The organism is Streptomyces sp. B6B3 (genome assembly GCF_039871525.1).
In the GTDB taxonomy this organism is placed as follows: domain Bacteria; phylum Actinomycetota; class Actinomycetes; order Streptomycetales; family Streptomycetaceae; genus Streptomyces.
Genome location: NZ_JBDPLU010000015.1, coordinates 100,130 through 120,510 on the forward strand (window position 1 = coordinate 100,130; position 20,381 = coordinate 120,510).

Here is a 20,381-nt window from a genome sequence, read left to right on the forward strand (position 1 = left end):
CCATCTAGTGATAGTGACTCTCAAAAGGGTGTGACTGTCAAGCAGGCGCTCAGACCGCTCGGTAGGCCACCAGCGAGATCCCGACGTAGTGCACGACGAAGGCGGCCAGCGTGAACGAGTGGAACACCTCGTGGAAGCCGAACCAGCGCGGCCACGGGTCGGGGCGCCGCAGCCCGTAGACCACCCCGCCGGTGCTGTACAGCACCCCGCCGATGATGACCAGGCAGAGCACCACGATGCCGCCCGCCCGCAGGAAGTCGGGCAGGAAGAACACCGCCGTCCAGCCGAGCGCGAGGTAGCAGGGCGTGTAGAGCCAGCGGGGCGCGCCCACCCAGAAGATCCGGAACGCGATTCCGGTGATCGCGCCGGCCCAGATCACCCACAGCAGCACCTGCTGTCGCGCGCCCTCCAGCAGAAGGATGGTGAACGGCGTGTAGGTGCCGGCGATGATCAGGAAGATGTTGGCGTGATCCAGCCGGCGCAGCACGGCGTTCGCCCGCGGGCTCCAGTTGCCCCGGTGATAGAGCGCGCTGATGCCGAACAGCAGACACGCCGTCAGCGTGTAGACGGCGCAGGCCACGCGGGCCTGGGTACTGCTGGCGAACGCCGTGAGAAAGACGCCGGCTATCAGCGCGGCGGGGAACATCCCGGCGTGCAACCAGCCGCGCAGGCGGGGCTTGGTGAGCGGTGTCATGGCATCGATGGTATCGGCGACGGACGACGCGCTCACTTGAGCACCACTGGACACAGACGAGAGAAGCAGGCACTATCAAATGAGCGAGCACCGTTTCTTATGAGCGTTGGCTCGTGTGCACTGCCTGACGGGTGCGCTGCCTGACGGGTGCGAAGCCGATCAGCGCGATCCGATCAGCGCTCCGAACTGAAAACCCTCATCCCCTGGAGCGATCGTGACGCTCACGCACGCCGGTCCCGTCGCCACACCCCACGCCGACTCCACTGCCGATCCCTCGGCCGCCCCCACCCGACATCGGGGCCTGGCCGCCTGGGTCGCGGAGATCGCCGCGCTGACCCAGCCCGCCCGGATCGTCTGGTGCGACGGTTCGCAGGCGGAGTACGACCGTCTGTGCGAGGAACTGGTCGCCGGCGGGACGTTCACCCGGCTCAACCAGGACACGCGGCCGGACTCGTTCCTGGCCACCTCCGACCCGACCGACGTGGCCCGGGTCGAGGACCGCACGTTCATCTGCTCCGAGCGCGAGGCGGACGCCGGCCCCACCAACCACTGGCTGGACCCGGCGCGGATGCGCGAGACCTTCACCGGCGACCACGGCCTGTTCCGCGGCGCGATGCGTGGCCGGACGATGTACGTGGTCCCGTTCTGCATGGGCCCGCTCGGCTCGCCCCTCTCCGCGCTCGGCGTGGAGATCACCGACTCCGCGTACGTGGCGGTCGCCATGCGCACCATGACCCGGATGGGCAGCGCGGTGCTGGAGGAACTGGACCGGCTCGGCGAGGACGGCGAGTTCGTGCGCGCCGTGCACTCCGTCGGCGCGCCCCTCGCGCCCGGCGAGCGCGACGTCCCGTGGCCGTGCAACGACACCAAGTACATCTCGCACTTCCCCGAGACCCGGGAGATCTGGTCCTTCGGCTCCGGCTACGGAGGCAACGCGCTGCTCGGCAAGAAGTGCTACGCCCTGCGCATCGCCTCCGTCATGGCCCGCGACGAGGGCTGGCTCGCCGAGCACATGCTGATCCTCAAGCTCACCCCGCCCGACGGGCGCGAGCCGCGCTACGTCGCCGCCGCGTTCCCCTCCGCCTGCGGCAAGACCAACCTCGCCATGCTCCAACCCTCCCTGCCCGGCTGGAAGGTGGAGACCATCGGCGACGACATCGCCTGGATGCGCTTCGGCGAAGACGGTCGGCTGCACGCCATCAACCCGGAGGCCGGCTTCTTCGGCGTGGCCCCCGGCACCGGCCAGCGCACCAACGCCAACGCCATGCGCACCCTGTGGGGCAACTCCGTGTTCACCAACGTCGCCCTCACGGACGACGGCGACGTGTGGTGGGAGGGCATGACCGACGAGCCGCCCACCCACCTCACCGACTGGCGCGGCGACGACTGGACGCCCCGCTCGGACCGCCCGGCCGCCCACCCCAACGCGCGCTTCACCGTGTCCGCCGCGCAGTGCCCGACCATCGCGCCCGAATGGGAGGATCCGGCCGGCGTCCCCATCTCCGCGATCCTCTTCGGCGGTCGCCGCGCCACCGCCGTTCCGCTGGTCACCGAGTCCTTCGACTGGCGCCACGGCGTCTTCCTCGGCTCCTGCGTCTCCTCCGAGAAGACCGCGGCGGCCGAGGGCACGGTCGGCGAGCTGCGCCGCGACCCGTTCGCGATGCTGCCGTTCTGCGGCTACCACATGGGCGACTACTTCGCCCACTGGCTCTCCATGCCCGAACGGGCCCCCGACCCCGCGCTGCTGCCGAAGATCTACTACGTCAACTGGTTCAAGAAGGACGACGCGGGCGACTTCGTCTGGCCCGGCTTCAGCGAGAACATCCGGGTCCTGAAGTGGATCGTCAACCGCCTCGACGGACTGGCGGACGGCACGACCACGCCGATCGGCGTGCTGCCCACCCCGGAGGCCCTCGACACGGAAGGACTGGACCTCGGCCCGGACGAGATCTCCTTCCTGCTCGACGTCGACCCCGACACCTGGCGCCAGGAGGCCGGCCTCATCCCCGACCACCTCCGCACGTTCGGCGCGCGCACGCCCACGGCACTGTGGGAGGAGTACCACGCCCTGACCGCCCGCCTGACCTGACCCGGACCCCCTCTCCCCACCCGAACCGGGCCCCGCACAACGGCGTGCGGGGCCCGGTTCCGTTCGTGGGGGATTGGTAACGAGTCGTCACGTTCCCGGATGATCAACGCGCTGCGTCCGTATCGTTACTGACGGCAGTCTGTATTCGCCCACATCCATCAGTGAACGGGGACGCCGTGACACGCCGCATCCGTACGACCCTCACGACCCTCCTCACCGCCACGGCCACGACGGCCCTCCTCCTCCCCCTCACCGCCTGCGGCGGCTCGGGCGGTTCCGACGACGAGATCGAGGGCGTCGGGGAGGGCGGCAACGAGGAACAGCAGAGCGAGACCCCGACCGAGGAGGAGCCGGAAGGCGGGGCGGACCGGCCGGAGATCGTGCTGCCTGAGGGCTGGGAGAACGTCTACGAGGACTGGGAGTCCGACGACCCGGACGAACAGGCGGTCCTGGACGATGCGCGGGAAGCACAGAACGCTATTGATCTAGCGATCTTGGAACGCGCCCCGGAGGCTGATTATGTCAACTTCTATCACTCTGCCGAGGCCCTTTTCGGTGCCAAGGACTGGATCGAGGGATTCATCGAGAATGATCGTTCGATTGCAGGCGAGGTTCGCTATTACAACCCTGAGATCGCAATGCAAGGGGATGGCGGGGCGACCATCACCTATTGCGCTGACGAAAGCAACGCTACCGCCGTGGATGTGAACACCGGGGAGGCGATTGCGGAAGACAGCGACTCTCCTGAGGTCTCCTATATGAATCTTCTGCAGAAGGATGATCGCGGTGTATGGGTAACGACGGCCGTTCAGTCGGAGCGAAAGGAGTGCCCCTGATGAAGAGGATCGCCCGCGTCGGCACCTTATCTGTGAGTGTTCTCTTGGTCGCTGTCGCCATGTCGCCTAGCGCGACAGGCTTCGGCAACGGGGACGGAGATTCCCGAGACAACGTTGGTGGCCACGAGGATGGCGTTCTCACCGCTGAAGCATCGACCGAAGTGGTCATCAGCGGCGACACCGGCGGTGGCGGAGCCGGCGACGGGAGCGGCTCGCTGTCGCCGATCGACACGGGGTGGGAACCACCCGTCTGCTGGTACGAGCCCTACATGACGGCCGAACAGTTCCGTGATGCCGTCGAGAACTTGGACTCTCACGCCCAGCGTGCGCTGAACATCTCCTCACCGCCCGTCGCGTTCACGGACATCTACCGGGACAACAATCTCAACGGCTGGGCCGTGAATTTCGAGAGCGTCTACGGAGAACAGAGCTACGAGAACTACAACCTCGACGCCGAGGAGGACGGTCTCTGGTGGCATGGGGTGATCAACCCGAACCGCGAGGACGAGTTCCGCATGGGCACCGACTGCCCGGAGCCGATCTTCTGGGCCGACTCCGTGGACGAGCCCGCGCTTGAGGAGTCGATCACCGACGAGGTGCTCGCCGAGTACGCCTACGACGAGATCGCCATCCCGGAGACCGAGATCGAGATCAACCCGGAGGGCGACCAGTACGTCAACATCCCCATGTGGATCTGGCTCGACGCGGGTGAGTTCGAACCCCGGACCGTGCGCGCCGAACTGCCGATCAACGGCCTGTGGGCCGAGACCACCGCCGAGCCGGTCGCGATGACCCTCGACCCGGGCACCGAGGACGCCGTCGTGTACCCGGAGTCGGGTGAGTGCGAGATCGACGCGAACGGACGGATCGGCGAGCCGTACGAGCGGGGTCGGGCGGAGGAGGACCCACCGTGCGGCGTGGAGTACCTCCGGTCCACCCACGAGGCCGGCTCCTACGAACTGACCGCGAGCCTCACCTGGGAGGTCTACTGGACCGGTTCCCAGACGGAGGGCCGAAACCCCCTCCCCAGCGGCACGTTCGAGACGACCCACACGATCGTGGTCGACGAGAACCAGACCATCGTCCGCTGAGCGCCGAGGTGAACGTCTCGTAAGGGATACAGGCCCGCTGTTGGTCCGTTCGGGCGTCACGACTAGCGTTTCCCTTGCGACACAACGTCACATCGTTTGAACTGCGTTCCAGGCCGGGAAGGGGAGAGCCCGGCGGGGAGGGGAGTCGCTCAGCCATGACCATCCGCAATGCCAACCCAGACGACCTCGATCGTCTGGCCGATCTTCTACACGCGTCAAACGACGGCGGCGCGTACGGCAGCCTCAGCAACATCTTCGACCGGGCCCGCACCCATGACGTCTCCGGCGAGGTCGGCTCGCTCCAACCATTGCTGCACTGGTTGACGGACGCCGCCGACCAGTTACGCAACAGCGCCACCATCCTGCGAGGAGTTGATCCGGGCCCTGGCACGGGTGCCTTCTCCTCCCTGGACCTGGAGACCCAACTCCTCGCGTCATCGTGGCAGGTGAACGGGCAGGATCTGGCTGACGAGTTCGCCGGTCTGACCGAGAAGGACAGCCTCACCGACGAGGACCTGCGCTGGATGAACCAGATCCTCATGGACTACGGCGAGGACCCCGACTTCGCCGGCTACCTGGTCGACGAGATCGGCATGGACGCCTTCCTGGGCTTCTCCCAGCGCCTGGATCAGCGTGCCGGAAACGCTCCCGAGGATGTGACCATGGTCAGCATGCTCCAGAGCAGTCTCGGCACCACGCTGTCGAGGGCATTCTGGACGCCGGGCGAGATGACAGCCCAGGTCCAGACCGCGCCCGGGTACGAGGATTCCGCCTACCAGGAGTGGCTGGAGACGCCGCAGGGGCAGCGTTACGATCAGCGCCTCCAGGCGTTCAACGAACTCGGCACGCAGCAGTTGTACGCCGAGGAGACGCAGATGTCCCCCGCGCCGGACGAGCGGTTGGCCTACGACGTGGCGCTGGACCTGTTCGAGACGTCAGGTGCGCCGCTCGATGAGCATTTCTTCGACCGAACGATGACGAGCATGATGGAGCTGGAACGCGCCGATCTCGACGTGTGGAATGTGCGGCGCTACGAGCCGGACGACCCCGACACGCCCGGCTGGAACAGCGACAACGACGTGGTCGACCGCCTTCTGGGCTTGGCGGCCGCCAGCAACCCAGACGCGGTCGCCACGTTCTTCGATCCCCGGTTGGGCCGCCACAATCTGGACTACTTCACTGGCGAGGGCGACTCCGCCCGCGACGCCGGCATCGCCACGGAGGACGGCGAGTCACCTGGCCTGGATGCGGCGCTGCTGGCTGCCGGGCTGGGAGGTCTGTTTGCGACCTCGAGCACCCCTCAGCAGAACAAGGACTGGTGGGATGGCCTCGGTGAACAGACTCAGGAAGCGCTTATCCGCGCGTTTCCCGAGCGCGTCGGCGCGATGGACGGCCTTCCTACTGTAGACAGGGACAGCGCCAACCGGATCGTACTCGAGGCGGAGTATGACCGGTTGAACGCATTGCTCGGCAACGACCTGCTCGTTGATCGTGACAGACAGGCCATGGAGGACAAGCTCGCCGGTGTCTCGGATATTCGGGAACGTCTCAATCGGAACGGGTCACCGGAAACCTTCCTATTGGCTTTCAATCCTGAGGGCGACGGCCAGTACATCGTGGCAAACGGCAATCCAGATACGGCCGATCACACAGCCGTCTACGTTCCTGGAACCGGTGCCGCCCTGGCGGGTGCCAACGGCGACATGCGTCGCGCGAACGATCTGTGGCGAGTAAGCGACTCTCTGACGGACGGCGACGTTTCCACGATCACATGGCTGGGTTACGATGCGCCGGATGACGTAATTCCCGACGCCGGCTTTGAATCCTATGCGCGTGATGCGGCACCAGTATTCGTGAGTTTCACGGAAGGATTGGCTGTCGCGCAAGGAGGCGAAGGGGAAAGTCACACCACGATTATCGGACACAGCTACGGGAGTACCGTGGTGGGAGCTGCTTCCCAGGAAGGGGGTCTCTTTGCCGACGATGTCATCGCTGCAGGGAGCCCTGGAATGCTGGTTGACCACGCATCGGACCTCGGCGTGGGCAGTGATCATGTTTGGTCTATGGCGGCGTCGATTTGGGAGGATCAAGTGCCCCTTGCCGGACTCATTCATGGTGGAGGAGGCTTCGATGTGGATGCAGAGGTTGGTCCGTTCGGAATTCCATACTTGGATTTCGACATCCTTCCCGAGGTTCCTTCTATGGAATCATTCGGAGGCAACATCATGTCTAACGATTCATCGGGTCATAGTGACTACTGGGACGTAGACGACGAGGGAAATGCGAGTCTCAGTCTCTTGAACCAAGCCCGTGTGATCGTTGGTGAACATGGAGACGTGACATAGATCTTGGGAGGGATTGGGTGAAAACTGGGAAAGTCGGAATATTTATCGCGACTAGTCTACTCTTCGTTCTTGTATCGGGGTGTTCTGTGGTGGATGGAAGTCAGCAGGGCGAGGAGCCCGATGGGCAACACACAGTTCAGTCGGTTGACGAGGCACGAGCAGAGGATGCGGACATCGCGGCGTCGATTCGAGAGGCGGCGGGGATTGGTGGTTCGGTGGACGATCCAGGAGTTGGTGTCAGTATGTGCGAAGATGATCCTGAAATGAATCGACTTTACTTGATGCGACATCCTTGGTCCATCCACGGAGTGTCCCGCGATCGACTGGAGGAGGGGATGGATCGATTGAGAGAGACGCTTCCGAGTCGGGGCTGGGAAATCATCCAAGACGGAGAGGTCGACAACGCAAACCGAACGCCTCGGATTCTCTTCGAGAATAGAGAGCTTGAATACGCGGCCCATGTGACCGTTGAAGGAAGGGGCGAGGGATTCCAGCTGCACGTCTCGATGGTTTCCGCATGCTTCAGCACGCCTGAGGGGGAGAGCCCTCGTAACGAGTACTGATCGGCTGTTGGCGTGGTGATGCTCCCCTTCGCGTTGAGCGACTACCAGGTGATCTTGCCGCGGTCGGGGTGTGATGGCAGATACCCGGTGGCGAGCCGTGGTGGTGGAGCGCCGAGGCGCGGGCGAGTATGCCGGCGGCCCGGGACGGCGTGCCGGCGGCTCAGCTCATTCGCCGTGGTGTGCATCCCGTGGCGCTCGGGTGCGCCGTTGGGGGGAGAAGGACATTCCGGCCTTCGGTTTCGGAGATCCAACGTTCGCGGACCGCTCCGAGCAGCTTCTCAACGGCTCGTGCGAGGACGAGGAGTGATCCTCGTTGCTGACACCAGGGGCTGACGGCGCAGGCAGCGTTTCGGCTGGTGCCGAGGATTTCGAGGAAGCCGCGCCGTGCGGCGGATCACCCCTTCGTGTCCAGCGTGCACCAGGTGATCTTGCCGCGGCCCGGGGTGTGGTGGCAGATGCCCCAGGTTGTGGCGTGGAGGTCGATGAGGGGGAGGCCGCGGCCGTTCTCCGCGTCGGGGGGTGGGAAGCCCGCGGGTGACGCGGGAGTGCCCGGGGCCTGGTCGTGGACCAGGATGCGGATCGTGCCGGTCGGGGACCACTCGCCGTGGAGGGAGACCGGGGTGGGGGTGAGGCTGGCGAGGGAGGCGGTCATCGCGTTGGTGACCAGTTCGGAGGTCAGCAGCGCGGCCAGTTCGACGAGGTCGGATCCGGCGGGGGCGACCGGTGCGAGGGCCGTGCGGACCGCGTGGCGTGCGCTGCGCACCCACTGCGGCTGCGGCGGGAAGGTGAACGAGAAGTCGGTGGGGCTCGGCAGCAGGGTGGGGGTGGGGCACATGGCGGTTCCTGGCCTTCCTCGCACAATGGCCGCGACACACGATGCGCGACGCGGCGATTCCCCCTTGAAGGTAGGGGAACTGACTTCATAGTTGTACCGGCGAGTGTTCGCATCACTCCATCAGGTGAACGTTGCCTCTTTGGGTGGCCAGCAGTGCCCGCACGGGGCGGAACTTGATGCATGGGACTTCGGACCAACCCGAGCCAACGTCAGAAGCGCTTGGGCCACGAGATGCGCAAACTGCGCGAAGCCGCCGGTCTGACCACGGCGGAAGCCGGGCGGCAGGTTGGCCTCGGACAGGCGCATCTGAGTCATATCGAGGCTGGCCGCACCTCCTGTCCCGAGCCTCGGCTCCGGGCACTCGCTCGCCTCTACGGATGCGAGAATGAGCCCCTTGTCGAGGCACTCGTCGCCATGACGAACTCCACCGGCAAGGGCTGGTGGAGCGAGTACCGAGCGATCCTGGACGACCGGGGTCGCGACCTCGCGGAGCTGGAGTCGACGGTGACCGGCTTCCGGACCGTCGAGTGGCTGTACGTGCCGGGGCTGTTGCAGACGCCGGACTACATGCGCGAGCTCTTCGTCAACGGCGAGCCGTCGAGATCGTCCGAGGCGATCAAGGACCGTGTCGAGTTCCGGATGCGGCGCCAGGAGGCGTTGACCGGCCCGCGCAGTCCGAGCTTCCACGCCGTCGTCCACGAGGCGGCGTTCCACATGCACTTCGTCGGGCGGGACACGATGCGGGCGCAGCTGGACTACCTCGTGGAGCTCTCGCAGTTTCCCAGTGTGGCCATCCAGCTGCTGCCGTTCAGAGCCGAGTCCCATCCGGTCACGCCGGGGGCGCCGTTCACCATCCACGACGTCGGGGTGACCAGCCTCCGCACGGTGCACGTCGAGCATCCGGTGAGTCCGCTGTTCCTGTGCGACGGCCCGCACGTCGACCAGTTCACGGCCGCCTTCCGGAGGCTGACCATGGTGGGACTGGAGCCGCTCGATCCGTCGGAGTCCCGGGAGGGCAACTCGATGGCGCTCGTCCAGCATCTGCGCTATGTCCTGTAGGACCCTTGGGAGGGAACATGTCGCGCCAGGAGTGGCAGAAGTCGAGTTTCAGCAGCGCGGACGTCAATCAGAACTGCGTGGAGATAGCCCGCGCCCCGCAGGGGGGCCACGTGTGGCTACGGGAGAGCGACGAGCCGGGGACGGTGTTGACCACCAGCCCCGCTCGGCTGGCCGCGCTGTTGCGGCGCCTGGCCCACCCGGCCCGGTAGCCGGAGACCGTTGAGGGTCACGCGTGGCCGAGGCGGAGCCGTTCCGCCTTGGGGAGGGTGGCGACGACGAGGGCGTGGGAGTCCTCGATCATGTCCCGGATCATGCCGTCGGGGAGCGAGCCGTCGAGGGTGACGGTGTTCCAGTGGCGCTTGTTGGTGTGGTAGCCGGGGACGATCGCCGGGTGGGCGGCGCGCAGGTTGGTCGCGAGCTCCGGGTCGCACTTCAGCGTCACCTTCAGCGGGGTCTCGTCCAGCGCGCTGAACGCGAAGACCTTGCCGGACACCTTGAAGGCGGACAGGCCGGGGTTACGGGGGAACGGGAAGGTCTCCGCGGTGTCGTTCAGGTCGAGGCAGCTGGCCCGCAGCTCGTCAGGGGTCATGGTCGCCAGTATCGGACAGGGGTCTGACACGCGCGCCCTGGTACGGAGATCGTGCGCGTCACGTCCCGCATGGGGGCACCTCCCAGCCGCCAGGCTGGGGGAGGGACGCCACGCGCACGATCTCGGTGACTCGGTGCCCCGTTCAGTGGGGTGACTCCGTCAGGGCCGCGAGCGCCGGGCGGAGCAGCGCGGCGATGCGGTCGGTGGGGGCGTCGCGGAGCGGGGCGAGGCCGAGGAGCTGATGGCCGATGGCGACGCCGACCACGATCGTCGTGATCAGGGCGGCGCGCAGCTCCGCGTCCTCGTGTGCGGCCTGTGCCGTGTGTGCGGTGAGGATCGCGCTGATGGACTCGATCTGCTGACCCAGGGTCCTGCGCGCGTGCTCTGCCGCCTCCGGGTCGGTGAGCATCGAGCGCAGCGTCGCGATCGTGCTCTCGGGGAGACCGCCGAGCTTGAGAACGAGCGTGGCCAGCAGTTCGTCGACGAGCCCGTCGGCGTCGGTGGCCTTCGGCAGCACGGCCGCGGCCTCCAGGGACCGCGTGAAGAGGTTGCGCTTCGAGCCGAAGTACTGCATGACCAGGGCCGGGTCGACCTCGGCGAGGGAGGCCACGGCACGGATGGTGGTGCGTTCGAAGCCTCGTTCGGCGAACAGCCTGCGGGCGCACTCCAGGACGCGTGCCTCCGTGGCCCGGCGGCGGTCGGCGCGGGAGGTGGACGCGGTGGACGCGGTGGAGGGCGTGGAGGGCGTGGAAGGGGAGGAACTCGGCACGGCCTCACCCTACAAGTTCGCTCCACGCTTGTTGACCGAAGCTCGACCGTGCTCGTAGGGTTCGACGCAACGGTCCACTCAACGGCCGTTGAGCGAATGGAGTGATCGTCGTGTCGGACTCGAACCCCGGACCGTCCGCCGTCCGCGCCCCCCGCGAGGTGCTGGCGCGCTATCACCAGGCCATGCGCGACAAGTCCGCCGATGACCTGGCGGACCTCTACGCCCCGGACGGGCTACACGAGTTCCCCTTCGCGAGCCCCGGCTTTCCCCCGCGCTACGAGGGGCGCGAGGAGGTGCGGGCGGGGTATCGCGCCGCCTGGGGCGCCACTCCGGTCCGAGTGGAGGCGATCACGGACGTCACGGTCCACGACACGGGCGATCCGGAGGTGGTCATCGCCGAACATGTGGTGGTGGCCACGCTGCCGCCGGCCGGGGACACCTTCACCGTCCCCGGCCTGCTGGTGATGCGCGTTCGGGGCGGGCACATCGTCCGGGTCCGCGACTACCTGGACGGGCTGGCCGTGGCCGGCGCGCGCGGCGCGTAGCCGGAGGGCTCGGCGGCACTGCCAGGTGAGAGAACGGGCCTGGTGGACGCGACGGGCGGCGAGCTCGGGAGGCTCGACCGGCGACCGGGGCGCTGCCCGGCCGCGACGGGGACCTGCCGCGGAAAGCGGTTCAGTACTGGGCGTAGCCGTCCAGGAAGGACGCGATGCGGGTGATCGCGTCAGTCAGCTGCAACGTCGAGGGGAGCGTGACGATGCGGAAGTGATCGGGCTCGGGCCAGTTGAAGCCGGTGCCGTGCACGATCATGATCTTTTCGGTCCGCAGCAGGTCCAGGACCATCTGCCGGTCGTCCTTGATCTTGTAGACCTTGGGATCCAGCCGCGGGAACGCGTACAGCGCGCCCTTCGGCTTGACGCAGGTCACGCCGGGGATCTGGGTGAGCAGCTGGTACGCCACGTCGCGCTGCTCGCGGATCCGGCCGCCGGGCAGGACCAGGCCCTCGATCGACTGCCGGCCGAAGAGGGCCGCCGCCACCGCGTGCTGGGCGGGCATGTTGGCGCACAGCCGCATGTTGGCCAGGATCGTCAGGCCCTCGATGTAGTTCGCCGCGTGGTCCTTCGGCCCGCACACCGCGAGCCAGCCGCAGCGGAAGCCGGCGACCCGGTAGTTCTTGGACAGGCCGTTGAACGTGAGCGTCAGCAGATCGGGGGCGAGGGCCGCGGTCGACGTGTGGGTGGTGTCGTCGTAGAGGATCCGGTCGTAGATCTCGTCGGAACACAGCACCAGCCGGTGCCGCCGGGCCACGTCCGCCAGCTGCCGCAGCATCTCGTCGCTGTATACGGCCCCGGTCGGATTGTTCGGATTGATCACCACCAGCGCCTTGGTCCGGTCGGTGATCCGCCGCTCGATATCGGCCACATCCGGCATCCAGTCGGACTGCTCGTCGCAGCGGTAGTGCACGGCGCGCCCGCCGGCCAGCGAGACCGAGGCGGTCCACAGCGGGTAGTCGGGGGCCGGGACGAGCACCTCGTCGCCGTCGTCGAGCAGCGCCTGCATGGACATCTGGATCAGCTCGGAGACGCCGTTCCCCAGGTAGACGTCCTCGACCGAGAGCATGATGCCCTTGGTCTGGTAGTGCTGCATGACCGCGCGCCGGGCCGAGAGCAGGCCCTTCGCGTCGCCGTAGCCGTGCGCGTTCGCGACGTTACGGAGAACGTCCTCCAGGATCTCCGGCGGGCAGTCGAAGCCGAAGGCCGCGGGGTTCCCGGTGTTGAGCTTGAGAATGCGGTGACCTGCCGCCTCGAGCCGCTGCGCCTCCTCCAGCACGGGGCCGCGGATCTCGTAGCACACGTTGGCGAGCTTGGTTGACTGGATCACCTGCATACTCGACACCTTACGGCCGTGTAACGCACGGCGCCTTATGTTTTCCCCCACTAGGACCGTGCGGGGCATTACGCTCCGATCGCGCTCTGTTGACCCTTTCTGTACCCGGTGCTAGGTAGGGTCCTGCTGGAGCGACTGAACCTGTCGCATCTACTCGGTCACCCGGAGTCGCCATGAACATCGCGATGGACAAGCTCGCGTTGGACAAGCTCGCGGAGGAGATCGTCGACCACCGCTTCAAGGGGCTGCCTCCCGACGCGACGGGGGCCACGGTCGGCGAGCTCGCCACGCAGCGGCGCGACCTGTACTCCGGCGGGTTCATAACGCCGGTGCTGACGCTGTCCGCCGAGGCGGTGGACCACAACCTCCGCTCCCTGGAGCGCTTCGCCTCCCGGCACGGCCTGGCCCTGGCGCCGCACGGCAAGACGAGCATGGCCCCGCAGCTCTTCCACCGGCAGCTGGAGTGCGGGGCCTGGGGCATCACCCTCGCCGTGCCGCACCAGGTGCGGGTGGCCCGCGCCTTCGGGGTGCGCCGGGTCTTCCTGGCCAACGAGCTGGTGGACGCCGCCGCGCTGGCCTGGCTGGCTGGCGAGCAGGACGCGGACCCGGACTTCCGCTGCGTCTGCTACGTGGACTCGACGCGCGGCGTGGAGCTGATGGACGCCGCGCTGCGCGCCGCCGACGCGGCCCGCCCGGTCGAGGTGGTGGTCGAGTACGGCGTCCCCGGCGGCCGCACCGGAGTGCGGGACGAGGCGGAGGCGGCGGCCGTGGCGGACGCGGTGGCCCGGGTGGGCACCCTGCGGCTGGTCGGCGTCGCCGGATACGAGGGCGAGCTGCGGAACGCGGACGCGGCGGCGGTGCGCGCCTGGCTGGACGGGCTGATGGGACTGGCCGTGGCGTTCGACGCGGCCGGGCGGTTCGCCGAACTGGACGAGGTCGTGGTCAGCGCCGGCGGCAGCACGTGGTTCGACGTCGTCGCGGAGGCGTTCGAGGCGCTGCCCGACCTGTCCCGCCCCAGCCTCCGGCTGCTCCGCTCCGGCGCGTACATCAGCCACGACGACGGCCGGTACCGGGACGTCACGCCGTTCAACCGGATCCCGCGGGAGGGCTCCCTGCTGCCGGCCTTCCGGCTGTGGACCCAGGTGGTCTCCCAGCCGGAGCCGGGCCGGGCGCTCGTCAACGCGGGGAAGCGGGACATCGCCTACGACCTCGGGCTGCCCGAGGTGCAGGCGGTCAGGGAGCCCGGCGGGCAGGTGCGCGGCGCGGCCGGGCTCCGCGTCGACTGGCTCGCCGACCAGCACGCGTGCCTGGTCGCCGACGCCGAGCCGAGCCCCGCGAACGGGGCGGTGCGCGGCGCGATGCCGCGGGTCGGCGACTGGGTGGCGTTGGGCATGTCGCACCCGTGCACGATCTTCGAGAAGTGGCCGCTGATCCCGCTCGTCGCCGGCGACGGCACGGTGGTGGACTACATCCGCACGTTCTTCTGAGCCGCGCTGCTTCGGAACGGCGTTGCTTCGGAACGGCGTTGCTTCGGAACCGCACGTTCTTCTGGACGATGGGTGACGACGGGACGCGACGCGACCCGCGTTGGCTCGCCGCGGGCAACGCCAGCCCGTTTCGGGCTCGTTCCGCGCCCGTTCGGAACAGATCGACCGGTGTGTGCCCGTTTTCTGACCGGTTCCCGGCGCAACTGCCGCGACTCGTGGGGCATCTCTAGGGAGGGGATGTGCCGGGAGACGAGGGGTCTCGGCACATTTCCCACCATGGCTCCACTGTTCCCCCACCTGGGTGATCATCGGGGCGCATCCCGCTCACGCCCCCATCCGGGCATTTCTCCCGCTACTCCGCTGTTTACGGCCGGGGGAATGTCGATAAGCTGCCCAACTGGCGGATGCGCCTAGCGACGAGACGGGTGTTCAGGGCCCAGGGGGAGTGGCATGCCGATTGCCATCGCGGTCACCAGCGCCGACCTCGTGCTGCCGCCCACCGACCAGAGCACCCCCGGCGCGCACGTACTCACCCCGCCCGAACAGCAGGAGTTCGCGGACACCCTGAGCGAGATCGGGACGCTGGTCGAGCGGCACGGTCACCTCATCGTGCTCTACCCGGCCACCACGCCGCGCTCGCACGTGCAGCGCCTGCACGCGGTGCGGGCGATGCTGGAGTCCGACCGCATCGCGCTGCTGCCCAGCGCCCTCCCGCCGCTCGGCACCGCGGTCCTGGTGCGGCAGCTACGGCAGCTGTCCGTCTGCGACTTCAGCGCCGGCGTGCTCGGTGCCTCCGCCCGGCTGCTGGCCCACTACATCTACGCCGGGGCGCTGCTCGGCTCGGCTAACCGGCTCGACCGGCTGCCGGTCGCGCTGCCGCAGCCCGCGCCGAACGGCGCCCGGCCACCCGCGGGCCAGTGCGCCGTGCTGGCCGGCCCCACGCCGCAGCTGGTCCAGGCGGACGGCGAGGGCGCGCTCGCCGGCCCGCAGTTCTCCACGGCCCTCACCTACGCGCCCGGCAGCCTGGGCAGCGAGTGGGTCAGCGGACGGCTGGCCCGGCAGTGGCAGGTGCAGGCGATCCACCCGGTGCCGCTGCCCCAGGCCTCCACGGCCTGGTGGGGCACGCCCAAGGTGGTCGAGTTCGCCGCCGCCATCCCCGACGTGTCGCTGCTGTACCAGATGGTCAGCTCCGTGCGGCAGGAGGCGTGCCACTGGTGTGGGCTGACGCTGATCGGCGACCGCTGCGCCTTCTGCTCGGCGCCCGTGGCGCAGCAGGAGCGGCGCCCGCGCGCCATAGCGGCCTCGGCCCGGCGGCGGGCGATAGGAGCCGGGCGCCCCGCCGAGGGCACGGCCTCCCGGGCGCAGGCCTCCCAGCCCCACGCGCCGGAGCACCGGCCGCGGGCCGCGGCGCCGCAGCAGGCGATACCCCGCTACCGCGGCGCCGGTCCGGGCGCCCGATGACGGGCGGTCCGGGACCGCGCGCCTCCCGGTCGGTGCACCACCCAGACGTCCGAAGCCTCAGCCCGAGAAGCCCGAGAAGCCCGAGAAGCCCGAGAAGGTAGACACTCCTCATGAACGCTCGTCAGCGACGCGGCCTGATGCTGTTGGTCGTCTCCGTCCTGCTCGCCGTGGGAGCGCTGGCCGGAGTGGTCGCGGTGATAAACGACGTGGAGTCGAAGGTCGGCCCCGAGGCGACGGCCTACGAGCTGAGCGAGGACGTCGATCCGTACCAGGAGCTGTCCGCCGACCAGTTGCGCGAGGTCAGCATCCCCGAGCGATACATACCGGACTCCGCCGTGACCGACCTGGCGGAGATCGAGGACCAGGTCGCGGTGGGTCCGCTGCGCGAGGGCTCGTTGCTGCAGACGGACATGCTCGCCGACCGGCCCGAACTCGCCCCGGGGCAGCAGGAGATCGCCGTCATGATCGACGCCTCCACCGGCGTCGCCGGGAAGATCTATCCGGGCGCGCTGATCAACATGTACGGCGCCTTCCAGGTCACCGACCGCACCGGCGAGCAGGAAGAGGAGTACGAGCTGGTGCAGTTGATGATCAACAACGCGGAGGTCATCGAGGTCGGCGATCTCACCGAGGTGGAAGACGACGACAGCAACACCTCGGAGGCGGTGCCGATCACCTTCGCGCTGAACAACGAGGACGCCCAACGGGTCACGTTCGCGGAGGCGTTCGCGGAGGAGGTGCGGCTGGCGCTGGTCGCGCCCGGGGACGAGCAGGAGATCCCGGAGGAGGAGCGCACCTACACCATCGTGGGTGACAGCCTCGGCGATCCGCACGCGGATCCTGGCGAGTTGTTCGCCGAATGAGGCGGCCGGACATGAGGCGCCCCGAGGCGAGGCGGCCGGACGCGAGGCGGTCCGAGGTGAGGCGGCCGGACATGAGGCGCCCCGAGGCGAGGCGGCCGCGTGTGGGTCCGCCGGGAACGATGCGGACCGACGCGGGGGAGCCCGGATCGCGACCGGCCGGATCGCGACAGGTCTGGTTGCGGAGGCCCGGATTGCGGGGACTCGGAGGGCGGGGGCCCGGACTGCCGGGGCCCGGATCGGGACAACGCGGCGCGCGGCGCCCCGGATTGGTGTGGTGCGGAATGAGCTGGCCCGGAATGAGCAGGTTGGAGAGATGACGACGCGCATTCTGCCGGCGGTGGGTGATCCGGACACCGCCCGCTCCCTGATCACCCTGCTGAGCCAGCTGCCCGACAGCGAGCCGATGCGCTCCGTCCCCGACTCCTCCACGCTGCTCGACACTCTGGCCGCGCTCACCCACGAGGCGGTGGCCGGGCTGCCCGAGGTGGTGGTGATCCACGAGCGGATCGGGCCGCTGCCCGCCCTGGAGCTGATCCGCGAGGTCGCGCTGCGCTTCCCGGCGGTGGGCGTGGTGCTGGTCTCGGCCGACGCGACCGCCGGCCTGTACTCGGCCGCCATGGACGCCGGCGCGCGCGGCCTGGCCGGACTGCCGCTGTCCTACGAGGAGCTCGCCGCCCGGGTCGCCTCCGCGGCCCAGTGGGCGGTCGGGATGCGCCGCCACCTGGGCGCCGAGGAGCACGTGGCGACCGGGCCCGGCGGCCGGATCATCACCGTCTCGGGCGCCAAGGGCGGGGTCGGCACCACCCTGGTGGCCACCCAGCTGGCGCTGGCCGCCCAGCTCGCCGGGCCACCCGAGCGCGGCGCGATCCTGGTCGACCTGGACCTGCTGTGCGGGGACGTCGGCTCGTACTTCGACGTGCAGTTCCGCCGTTCGGTCGCGGACCTGGCCGGCATCCCCGACATCTCCCAGCAGGTGCTCTCCGAGGCCGTGTTCACGCACGACACCGGGCTGTCGATGCTGATCGCGCCGGCCGAGGGGGAGCGCGCGGAGGATGTCAGCGACGTCACCGCCCGGCAGTTGCTCACCGCCGTCCGCACCCGTTACGACGTGGTCGTCGTGGACTGCGGCAGCCAGATGAACAGCGCCAACGCCGCGGCCGTGGAGATGGCGGACGTGGCGATCCTGGTCACCACGCCCGACGTGATCTCCGTGCGGGCGGTCAACCGCCTGGTGCGGATGTGGGACCGGCTGCAGATCAGGAAGGCGGCGGACACCCTCACGGTCGTCAACCGGCTCGGCCGCACCAGTCATATCCAGCCGCAGCTGATCTCCCGGATCACCGGGACCCACGTGGCCCGCAACGTGATCCCGGCGAACTTCCGCGAGTTGCAGGAGGCGCAGGACGCCGGCCGCATCCAGGATCTGGACGCGCGCGGCCCGGTGCGCCGCGCGATGTGGTCCCTGGCGGCCGAACTCGGCCTCGCCGCACCGGAATCCGCGCCCGTGGGCGGCAGACGCCGGAGCCGGCGGGCATGAATACGGGTGTGGAGTCGCAGACGAGGCACATGAGGGAGGCGGCGCGCCCGCGCGCCGGCCCGGGGCGCGGCCGGCGGGGCTGGCGCGACGACCGGGGCGCGGTGATGGTCGAGTTCGCCGGCATCTTCCCGTTGATCCTGATCATGATGGCCGCCATCTGGCAGTGCATCCTGATCGGCTACACCTACTCGCTGGCCGGCAACGCCGCCGACGAGGCGGCCCGCGCCGCGGCCGCCGCCGACGGCGACGCCGAGGGCGCCTGCGCCGCGGCGGCGAACGAGAGCCTGCCGGGCGCCTGGGACGCCGAGGTGTCCTGCCCGCTGGAGGGCGGGACGCGCGTCGTCACCCTGGACGTGAAGGTTCCGGTGCTCTTCCCCGGCGCGTTCAACCTCCCCGCGCTGACCGTCACGGGCACGTCGGCCACGCCCGAGGAGGGACCGTGAACGCCCGCCGCGCCCGCACGCGCCCGGCGGCCGTGCGCCGGATCGGGCGCCGGCTCACGGCCCGGCTCACCGGCCGGGCGCGGGGCGGCGACCGCGGCGTCACCGCCGTGGAGTTCGCCGGATGGCTGCCGATCCTCGCGCTGGTGGCCCTGGCCGGCGTGCAGCTGGGCATCGTCGGCTACGGCGCGTTGCAGGCCGGCTCGGCCGCCCGCGCCGCCGCCCGGGCCGCGGCCCAGGAGGAGTTGGAGGAACAGGCCCAGCAGATCGGCCAGCGGGCGGTGAGCGACTGGCTCGACGTCGAGATCACCATCGACCCGTGCGGTGAGGAGACCACGGCGACCGCCGTCGTCGACATCCCGTCCGTGCTGCCGTTGCTGAACGACCTCGAAGCGACCCGCACCGTGACCATGCCCTGCGACGGCACCCCACCCGAGAGCCCGTAACCACCCGTGAGACACCGGAGACACCGGAGAGAGGGGAGCGAGCGATGAGCCTCAGGTCCCGCGTGCACGCCCCCGACGAGTCGGCCCGCGTCGGCTCGGGCGACAGCCGCCTGGTGGCCACCTACCGCGCCAAGCTGCTGGAGGAGATCGACCTCGCCGAGATGTCCTCGCTCGGCATGGCCGACCGCCGCGACCGCCTGGAACGGGTGCTCGGCCACATCCTCAGCCGCGAGGGCCCGGTGCTGTCCACCCAGGCCCGCGCCCAGCTCATCCGCCGCGTGGTGGACGAGGCCCTGGGCCTCGGCATCCTGGAGCCGCTCCTGGAGGACGCGTCGATCACCGAGATCATGGTGAACGGCCCCGAGCAGATCTACGTGGAACGCTCCGGGCGGGTGGAGCGGCTGCCGCTGCGCTTCGCCTCCGAGGAACAGCTGATGCAGACCATCGAACGCATCGTCTCCGCCGTCAACCGGCGCGTGGACGAGTCGAATCCGATGGTGGACGCCCGGCTGCCCACCGGCGAGCGGGTCAACGTGATCATCCCGCCGCTCGCGCTCAGCGGCGCCACCCTCACCATCCGCCGCTTCCCGCGCGCCTACACCCTCGCCGAGCTGGTGGAGTTCGCCACCCTCGACGAACATCTGGTGCAGTTGCTCTCGGGCCTGGTGCGCGCCAGGTTCAACATCATCGTCTCCGGCGGTACCGGCGCCGGAAAGACCACCCTGCTCAACGCTCTCAGCGGGCTGATCCCCGACGGCGAGCGCATCGTCACCGTCGAGGACGCCGCCGAACTGCAGCTCCAGCAGGACCACGTGATCCGCCTCGAGTCCCGCCCACCGAACATCGAGGGCAAGGGCGAGGTCACCATCCGCGATCTGGTCCGCAACTCGCTGCGCATGCGCCCCGACCGCATCATCGTCGGCGAGGTCCGCGGCGGCGAGACCCTCGACATGCTGCAGGCCATGTCCACCGGACACGACGGCTCGCTCGCCACCGTGCACGCCAACAGCGCCGAGGACGGGCTGCTGCGGCTCCAGACCCTGGCCTCCATGTCCGAGCTCCAGGTGCCGTTCGAGGCGCTGCGCGACCAGATCAACAGCGCGGTGGACGTGCTGGTCCAGCTGGTCAGGCACCCCGACGGCTCGCGTCGGCTGGCCGAGGTCGCGGTGCTCGCCTCGCACGGCCGGGAGTCGTTCCGCATCTGCACCGTCGCCGAGTTCCGCGCCGAGCCGATGACCTCGGGCGGCCGGGTCGGCGGCCGGTTCCGGCACTACCCGCTCCCGCGTTCCGTCGCCGACCGGCTCTACCTGGCGGGCGAGCAGATCCCCCGGGCGTTCGGCGTGCACCTCGACGACAGCCAACTCTCGACCAGGGAGGCGAGCTAGTTCCC

At 69.1% G+C, this 20,381-nt stretch carries 20 protein-coding genes and 1 pseudogene; 16 read left to right on the forward strand and 5 right to left on the reverse strand.

The features are described from left to right. Positions 1 to 49: 49 nt before the first annotated feature. Entirely contained in the window at positions 50 to 694 is a 645-nt protein-coding gene (locus ABGB06_RS27095) for a hemolysin III family protein (protein WP_347593984.1), read from the reverse strand. A 214-nt stretch (positions 695 to 908) separates the two neighbouring features. On the opposite strand from ABGB06_RS27095, the gene ABGB06_RS27100 reads away from it, so the two are divergent. The 5 genes from ABGB06_RS27100 (at position 909) to ABGB06_RS27120 (ending at position 7,618) form a co-directional block, all read left to right on the forward strand. Next, positions 909 to 2,783 carry a phosphoenolpyruvate carboxykinase (GTP) gene (locus ABGB06_RS27100; protein ID WP_347593986.1) on the forward strand — a complete coding sequence of 625 codons (1,875 nt, stop codon included), beginning with the start codon at positions 909 to 911 and terminating at the stop codon, positions 2,781 to 2,783. A gap of 176 nt (positions 2,784 to 2,959) precedes the next feature. Then, complete coding sequence (locus tag ABGB06_RS27105; protein WP_347593988.1) at positions 2,960 to 3,619, forward strand: hypothetical protein; 660 nt, start codon at positions 2,960 to 2,962, stop codon at positions 3,617 to 3,619. After that, positions 3,619 to 4,710, forward strand: coding sequence for a hypothetical protein (locus ABGB06_RS27110; RefSeq protein ID WP_347593990.1), 1,092 nt, complete (start codon positions 3,619 to 3,621; stop codon positions 4,708 to 4,710). The genes ABGB06_RS27105 and ABGB06_RS27110 overlap by 1 nt, the downstream gene beginning before the upstream one ends. 155 nt (positions 4,711 to 4,865) lie before the next feature. Beyond that, positions 4,866 to 7,055: an alpha/beta hydrolase gene (locus tag ABGB06_RS27115; protein ID WP_347593992.1), complete on the forward strand. Its 2,190-nt coding sequence runs from the start codon at positions 4,866 to 4,868 to the stop codon at positions 7,053 to 7,055. A 17-nt stretch (positions 7,056 to 7,072) separates the two neighbouring features. Beyond that, positions 7,073 to 7,618 (forward strand): hypothetical protein, encoded by a 546-nt coding sequence (locus ABGB06_RS27120; protein WP_347593994.1) that lies wholly within the window; start codon positions 7,073 to 7,075, stop codon positions 7,616 to 7,618. Positions 7,619 to 8,012: 394 nt separating this feature from the next. On the opposite strand, the gene ABGB06_RS27125 is transcribed toward ABGB06_RS27120, so the two are convergent. Next, positions 8,013 to 8,453, reverse strand: a complete 441-nt coding sequence (locus ABGB06_RS27125; RefSeq protein WP_347593996.1) for an ATP-binding protein — start codon at positions 8,451 to 8,453, stop codon at positions 8,013 to 8,015. Positions 8,454 to 8,633: 180 nt separating this feature from the next. Between ABGB06_RS27125 and ABGB06_RS27130 the strand changes: the two are divergent. The 3 genes and pseudogenes from ABGB06_RS27130 to ABGB06_RS27140 form a co-directional block, all read left to right on the forward strand. Next, positions 8,634 to 8,846, forward strand: a pseudogene (locus ABGB06_RS27130) (helix-turn-helix transcriptional regulator); the annotation flags it as partial. A gap of 21 nt (positions 8,847 to 8,867) precedes the next feature. Beyond that, the gene (locus ABGB06_RS27135) at positions 8,868 to 9,512 is read left to right on the forward strand and encodes a DUF5753 domain-containing protein (RefSeq protein ID WP_347594199.1); all 645 of its coding nucleotides are present in this window, start codon (positions 8,868 to 8,870) and stop codon (positions 9,510 to 9,512) included. Between the two features lie 17 nt (positions 9,513 to 9,529). Next, complete coding sequence (locus ABGB06_RS27140) at positions 9,530 to 9,721, forward strand: DUF397 domain-containing protein (protein ID WP_347593999.1); 192 nt, start codon at positions 9,530 to 9,532, stop codon at positions 9,719 to 9,721. 17 nt (positions 9,722 to 9,738) lie between these two features. Here ABGB06_RS27140 and ABGB06_RS27145 read toward each other — a convergent pair whose 3' ends face one another. Both ABGB06_RS27145 and ABGB06_RS27150 read right to left on the reverse strand, forming a co-directional pair. Beyond that, a complete protein-coding gene (locus ABGB06_RS27145; RefSeq protein ID WP_347594002.1) occupies positions 9,739 to 10,101 on the reverse strand; it encodes an MmcQ/YjbR family DNA-binding protein in 363 nt (120 codons plus the stop codon). 142 nt (positions 10,102 to 10,243) lie between these two features. Next, positions 10,244 to 10,870, reverse strand: a complete 627-nt coding sequence (locus ABGB06_RS27150) for a TetR family transcriptional regulator (protein WP_347594004.1) — start codon at positions 10,868 to 10,870, stop codon at positions 10,244 to 10,246. 110 nt (positions 10,871 to 10,980) lie between these two features. On the opposite strand from ABGB06_RS27150, the gene ABGB06_RS27155 reads away from it, so the two are divergent. Continuing rightward, on the forward strand, positions 10,981 to 11,415 hold the full coding sequence (locus ABGB06_RS27155) for a nuclear transport factor 2 family protein (RefSeq protein WP_347594006.1): 435 nt from the start codon (positions 10,981 to 10,983) through the stop codon (positions 11,413 to 11,415). A 130-nt stretch (positions 11,416 to 11,545) separates the two neighbouring features. Here ABGB06_RS27155 and ABGB06_RS27160 read toward each other — a convergent pair whose 3' ends face one another. After that, a complete protein-coding gene (locus ABGB06_RS27160; protein ID WP_347594008.1) occupies positions 11,546 to 12,757 on the reverse strand; it encodes a pyridoxal phosphate-dependent aminotransferase in 1,212 nt (403 codons plus the stop codon). 173 nt (positions 12,758 to 12,930) lie between these two features. On the opposite strand from ABGB06_RS27160, the gene ABGB06_RS27165 reads away from it, so the two are divergent. From ABGB06_RS27165 to ABGB06_RS27195, 7 genes are all read left to right on the forward strand, one after another. Continuing rightward, complete coding sequence (locus ABGB06_RS27165; protein WP_347594010.1) at positions 12,931 to 14,244, forward strand: alanine racemase; 1,314 nt, start codon at positions 12,931 to 12,933, stop codon at positions 14,242 to 14,244. A gap of 450 nt (positions 14,245 to 14,694) precedes the next feature. Next, complete coding sequence (locus ABGB06_RS27170) at positions 14,695 to 15,705, forward strand: hypothetical protein (protein ID WP_347594013.1); 1,011 nt, start codon at positions 14,695 to 14,697, stop codon at positions 15,703 to 15,705. Positions 15,706 to 15,815: 110 nt separating this feature from the next. Next, positions 15,816 to 16,568 carry a Flp pilus assembly protein CpaB gene (gene cpaB / locus ABGB06_RS27175; RefSeq protein WP_347594015.1) on the forward strand — a complete coding sequence of 251 codons (753 nt, stop codon included), beginning with the start codon at positions 15,816 to 15,818 and terminating at the stop codon, positions 16,566 to 16,568. A 313-nt stretch (positions 16,569 to 16,881) separates the two neighbouring features. After that, the gene (locus ABGB06_RS27180; protein WP_347594017.1) at positions 16,882 to 18,105 is read left to right on the forward strand and encodes an AAA family ATPase; all 1,224 of its coding nucleotides are present in this window, start codon (positions 16,882 to 16,884) and stop codon (positions 18,103 to 18,105) included. Positions 18,106 to 18,134: 29 nt separating this feature from the next. After that, positions 18,135 to 18,548, forward strand: a complete 414-nt coding sequence (locus ABGB06_RS27185; RefSeq protein ID WP_347594019.1) for a TadE/TadG family type IV pilus assembly protein — start codon at positions 18,135 to 18,137, stop codon at positions 18,546 to 18,548. Then, positions 18,545 to 18,991 carry a TadE/TadG family type IV pilus assembly protein gene (locus ABGB06_RS27190; protein WP_347594021.1) on the forward strand — a complete coding sequence of 149 codons (447 nt, stop codon included), beginning with the start codon at positions 18,545 to 18,547 and terminating at the stop codon, positions 18,989 to 18,991. The genes ABGB06_RS27185 and ABGB06_RS27190 overlap by 4 nt, the downstream gene beginning before the upstream one ends. 44 nt (positions 18,992 to 19,035) lie before the next feature. Beyond that, the gene (locus tag ABGB06_RS27195; protein ID WP_347594023.1) at positions 19,036 to 20,376 is read left to right on the forward strand and encodes a CpaF family protein; all 1,341 of its coding nucleotides are present in this window, start codon (positions 19,036 to 19,038) and stop codon (positions 20,374 to 20,376) included. The last annotated feature ends 5 nt before the right edge of the window (positions 20,377 to 20,381 follow it).

What these genes read in the sequence shown, in the direction of transcription:
- ABGB06_RS27095 (WP_347593984.1), bottom strand. Translation starts at nt 694, where the DNA reads ATGACACCGCTCACCAAGCCCCGCCTGCGCGGCTGGTTGCACGCCGGG.
- ABGB06_RS27110 (WP_347593990.1), top strand. Translation starts at nt 3,619, where the DNA reads ATGAAGAGGATCGCCCGCGTCGGCACCTTATCTGTGAGTGTTCTCTTG.
- ABGB06_RS27115 (WP_347593992.1), top strand. Translation starts at nt 4,866, where the DNA reads ATGACCATCCGCAATGCCAACCCAGACGACCTCGATCGTCTGGCCGAT.
- ABGB06_RS27125 (WP_347593996.1), bottom strand. Translation starts at nt 8,453, where the DNA reads ATGTGCCCCACCCCCACCCTGCTGCCGAGCCCCACCGACTTCTCGTTC.
- ABGB06_RS27135 (WP_347594199.1), top strand. Translation starts at nt 8,868, where the DNA reads ATGACGAACTCCACCGGCAAGGGCTGGTGGAGCGAGTACCGAGCGATC.
- ABGB06_RS27140 (WP_347593999.1), top strand. Translation starts at nt 9,530, where the DNA reads ATGTCGCGCCAGGAGTGGCAGAAGTCGAGTTTCAGCAGCGCGGACGTC.
- ABGB06_RS27145 (WP_347594002.1), bottom strand. Translation starts at nt 10,101, where the DNA reads ATGACCCCTGACGAGCTGCGGGCCAGCTGCCTCGACCTGAACGACACC.
- ABGB06_RS27160 (WP_347594008.1), bottom strand. Translation starts at nt 12,757, where the DNA reads ATGCAGGTGATCCAGTCAACCAAGCTCGCCAACGTGTGCTACGAGATC.
- ABGB06_RS27165 (WP_347594010.1), top strand. Translation starts at nt 12,931, where the DNA reads ATGAACATCGCGATGGACAAGCTCGCGTTGGACAAGCTCGCGGAGGAG.
- ABGB06_RS27170 (WP_347594013.1), top strand. Translation starts at nt 14,695, where the DNA reads ATGCCGATTGCCATCGCGGTCACCAGCGCCGACCTCGTGCTGCCGCCC.
- cpaB (WP_347594015.1), top strand. Translation starts at nt 15,816, where the DNA reads ATGAACGCTCGTCAGCGACGCGGCCTGATGCTGTTGGTCGTCTCCGTC.
- ABGB06_RS27180 (WP_347594017.1), top strand. Translation starts at nt 16,882, where the DNA reads ATGACGACGCGCATTCTGCCGGCGGTGGGTGATCCGGACACCGCCCGC.
- ABGB06_RS27185 (WP_347594019.1), top strand. Translation starts at nt 18,135, where the DNA reads ATGAGGGAGGCGGCGCGCCCGCGCGCCGGCCCGGGGCGCGGCCGGCGG.
- ABGB06_RS27195 (WP_347594023.1), top strand. Translation starts at nt 19,036, where the DNA reads ATGAGCCTCAGGTCCCGCGTGCACGCCCCCGACGAGTCGGCCCGCGTC.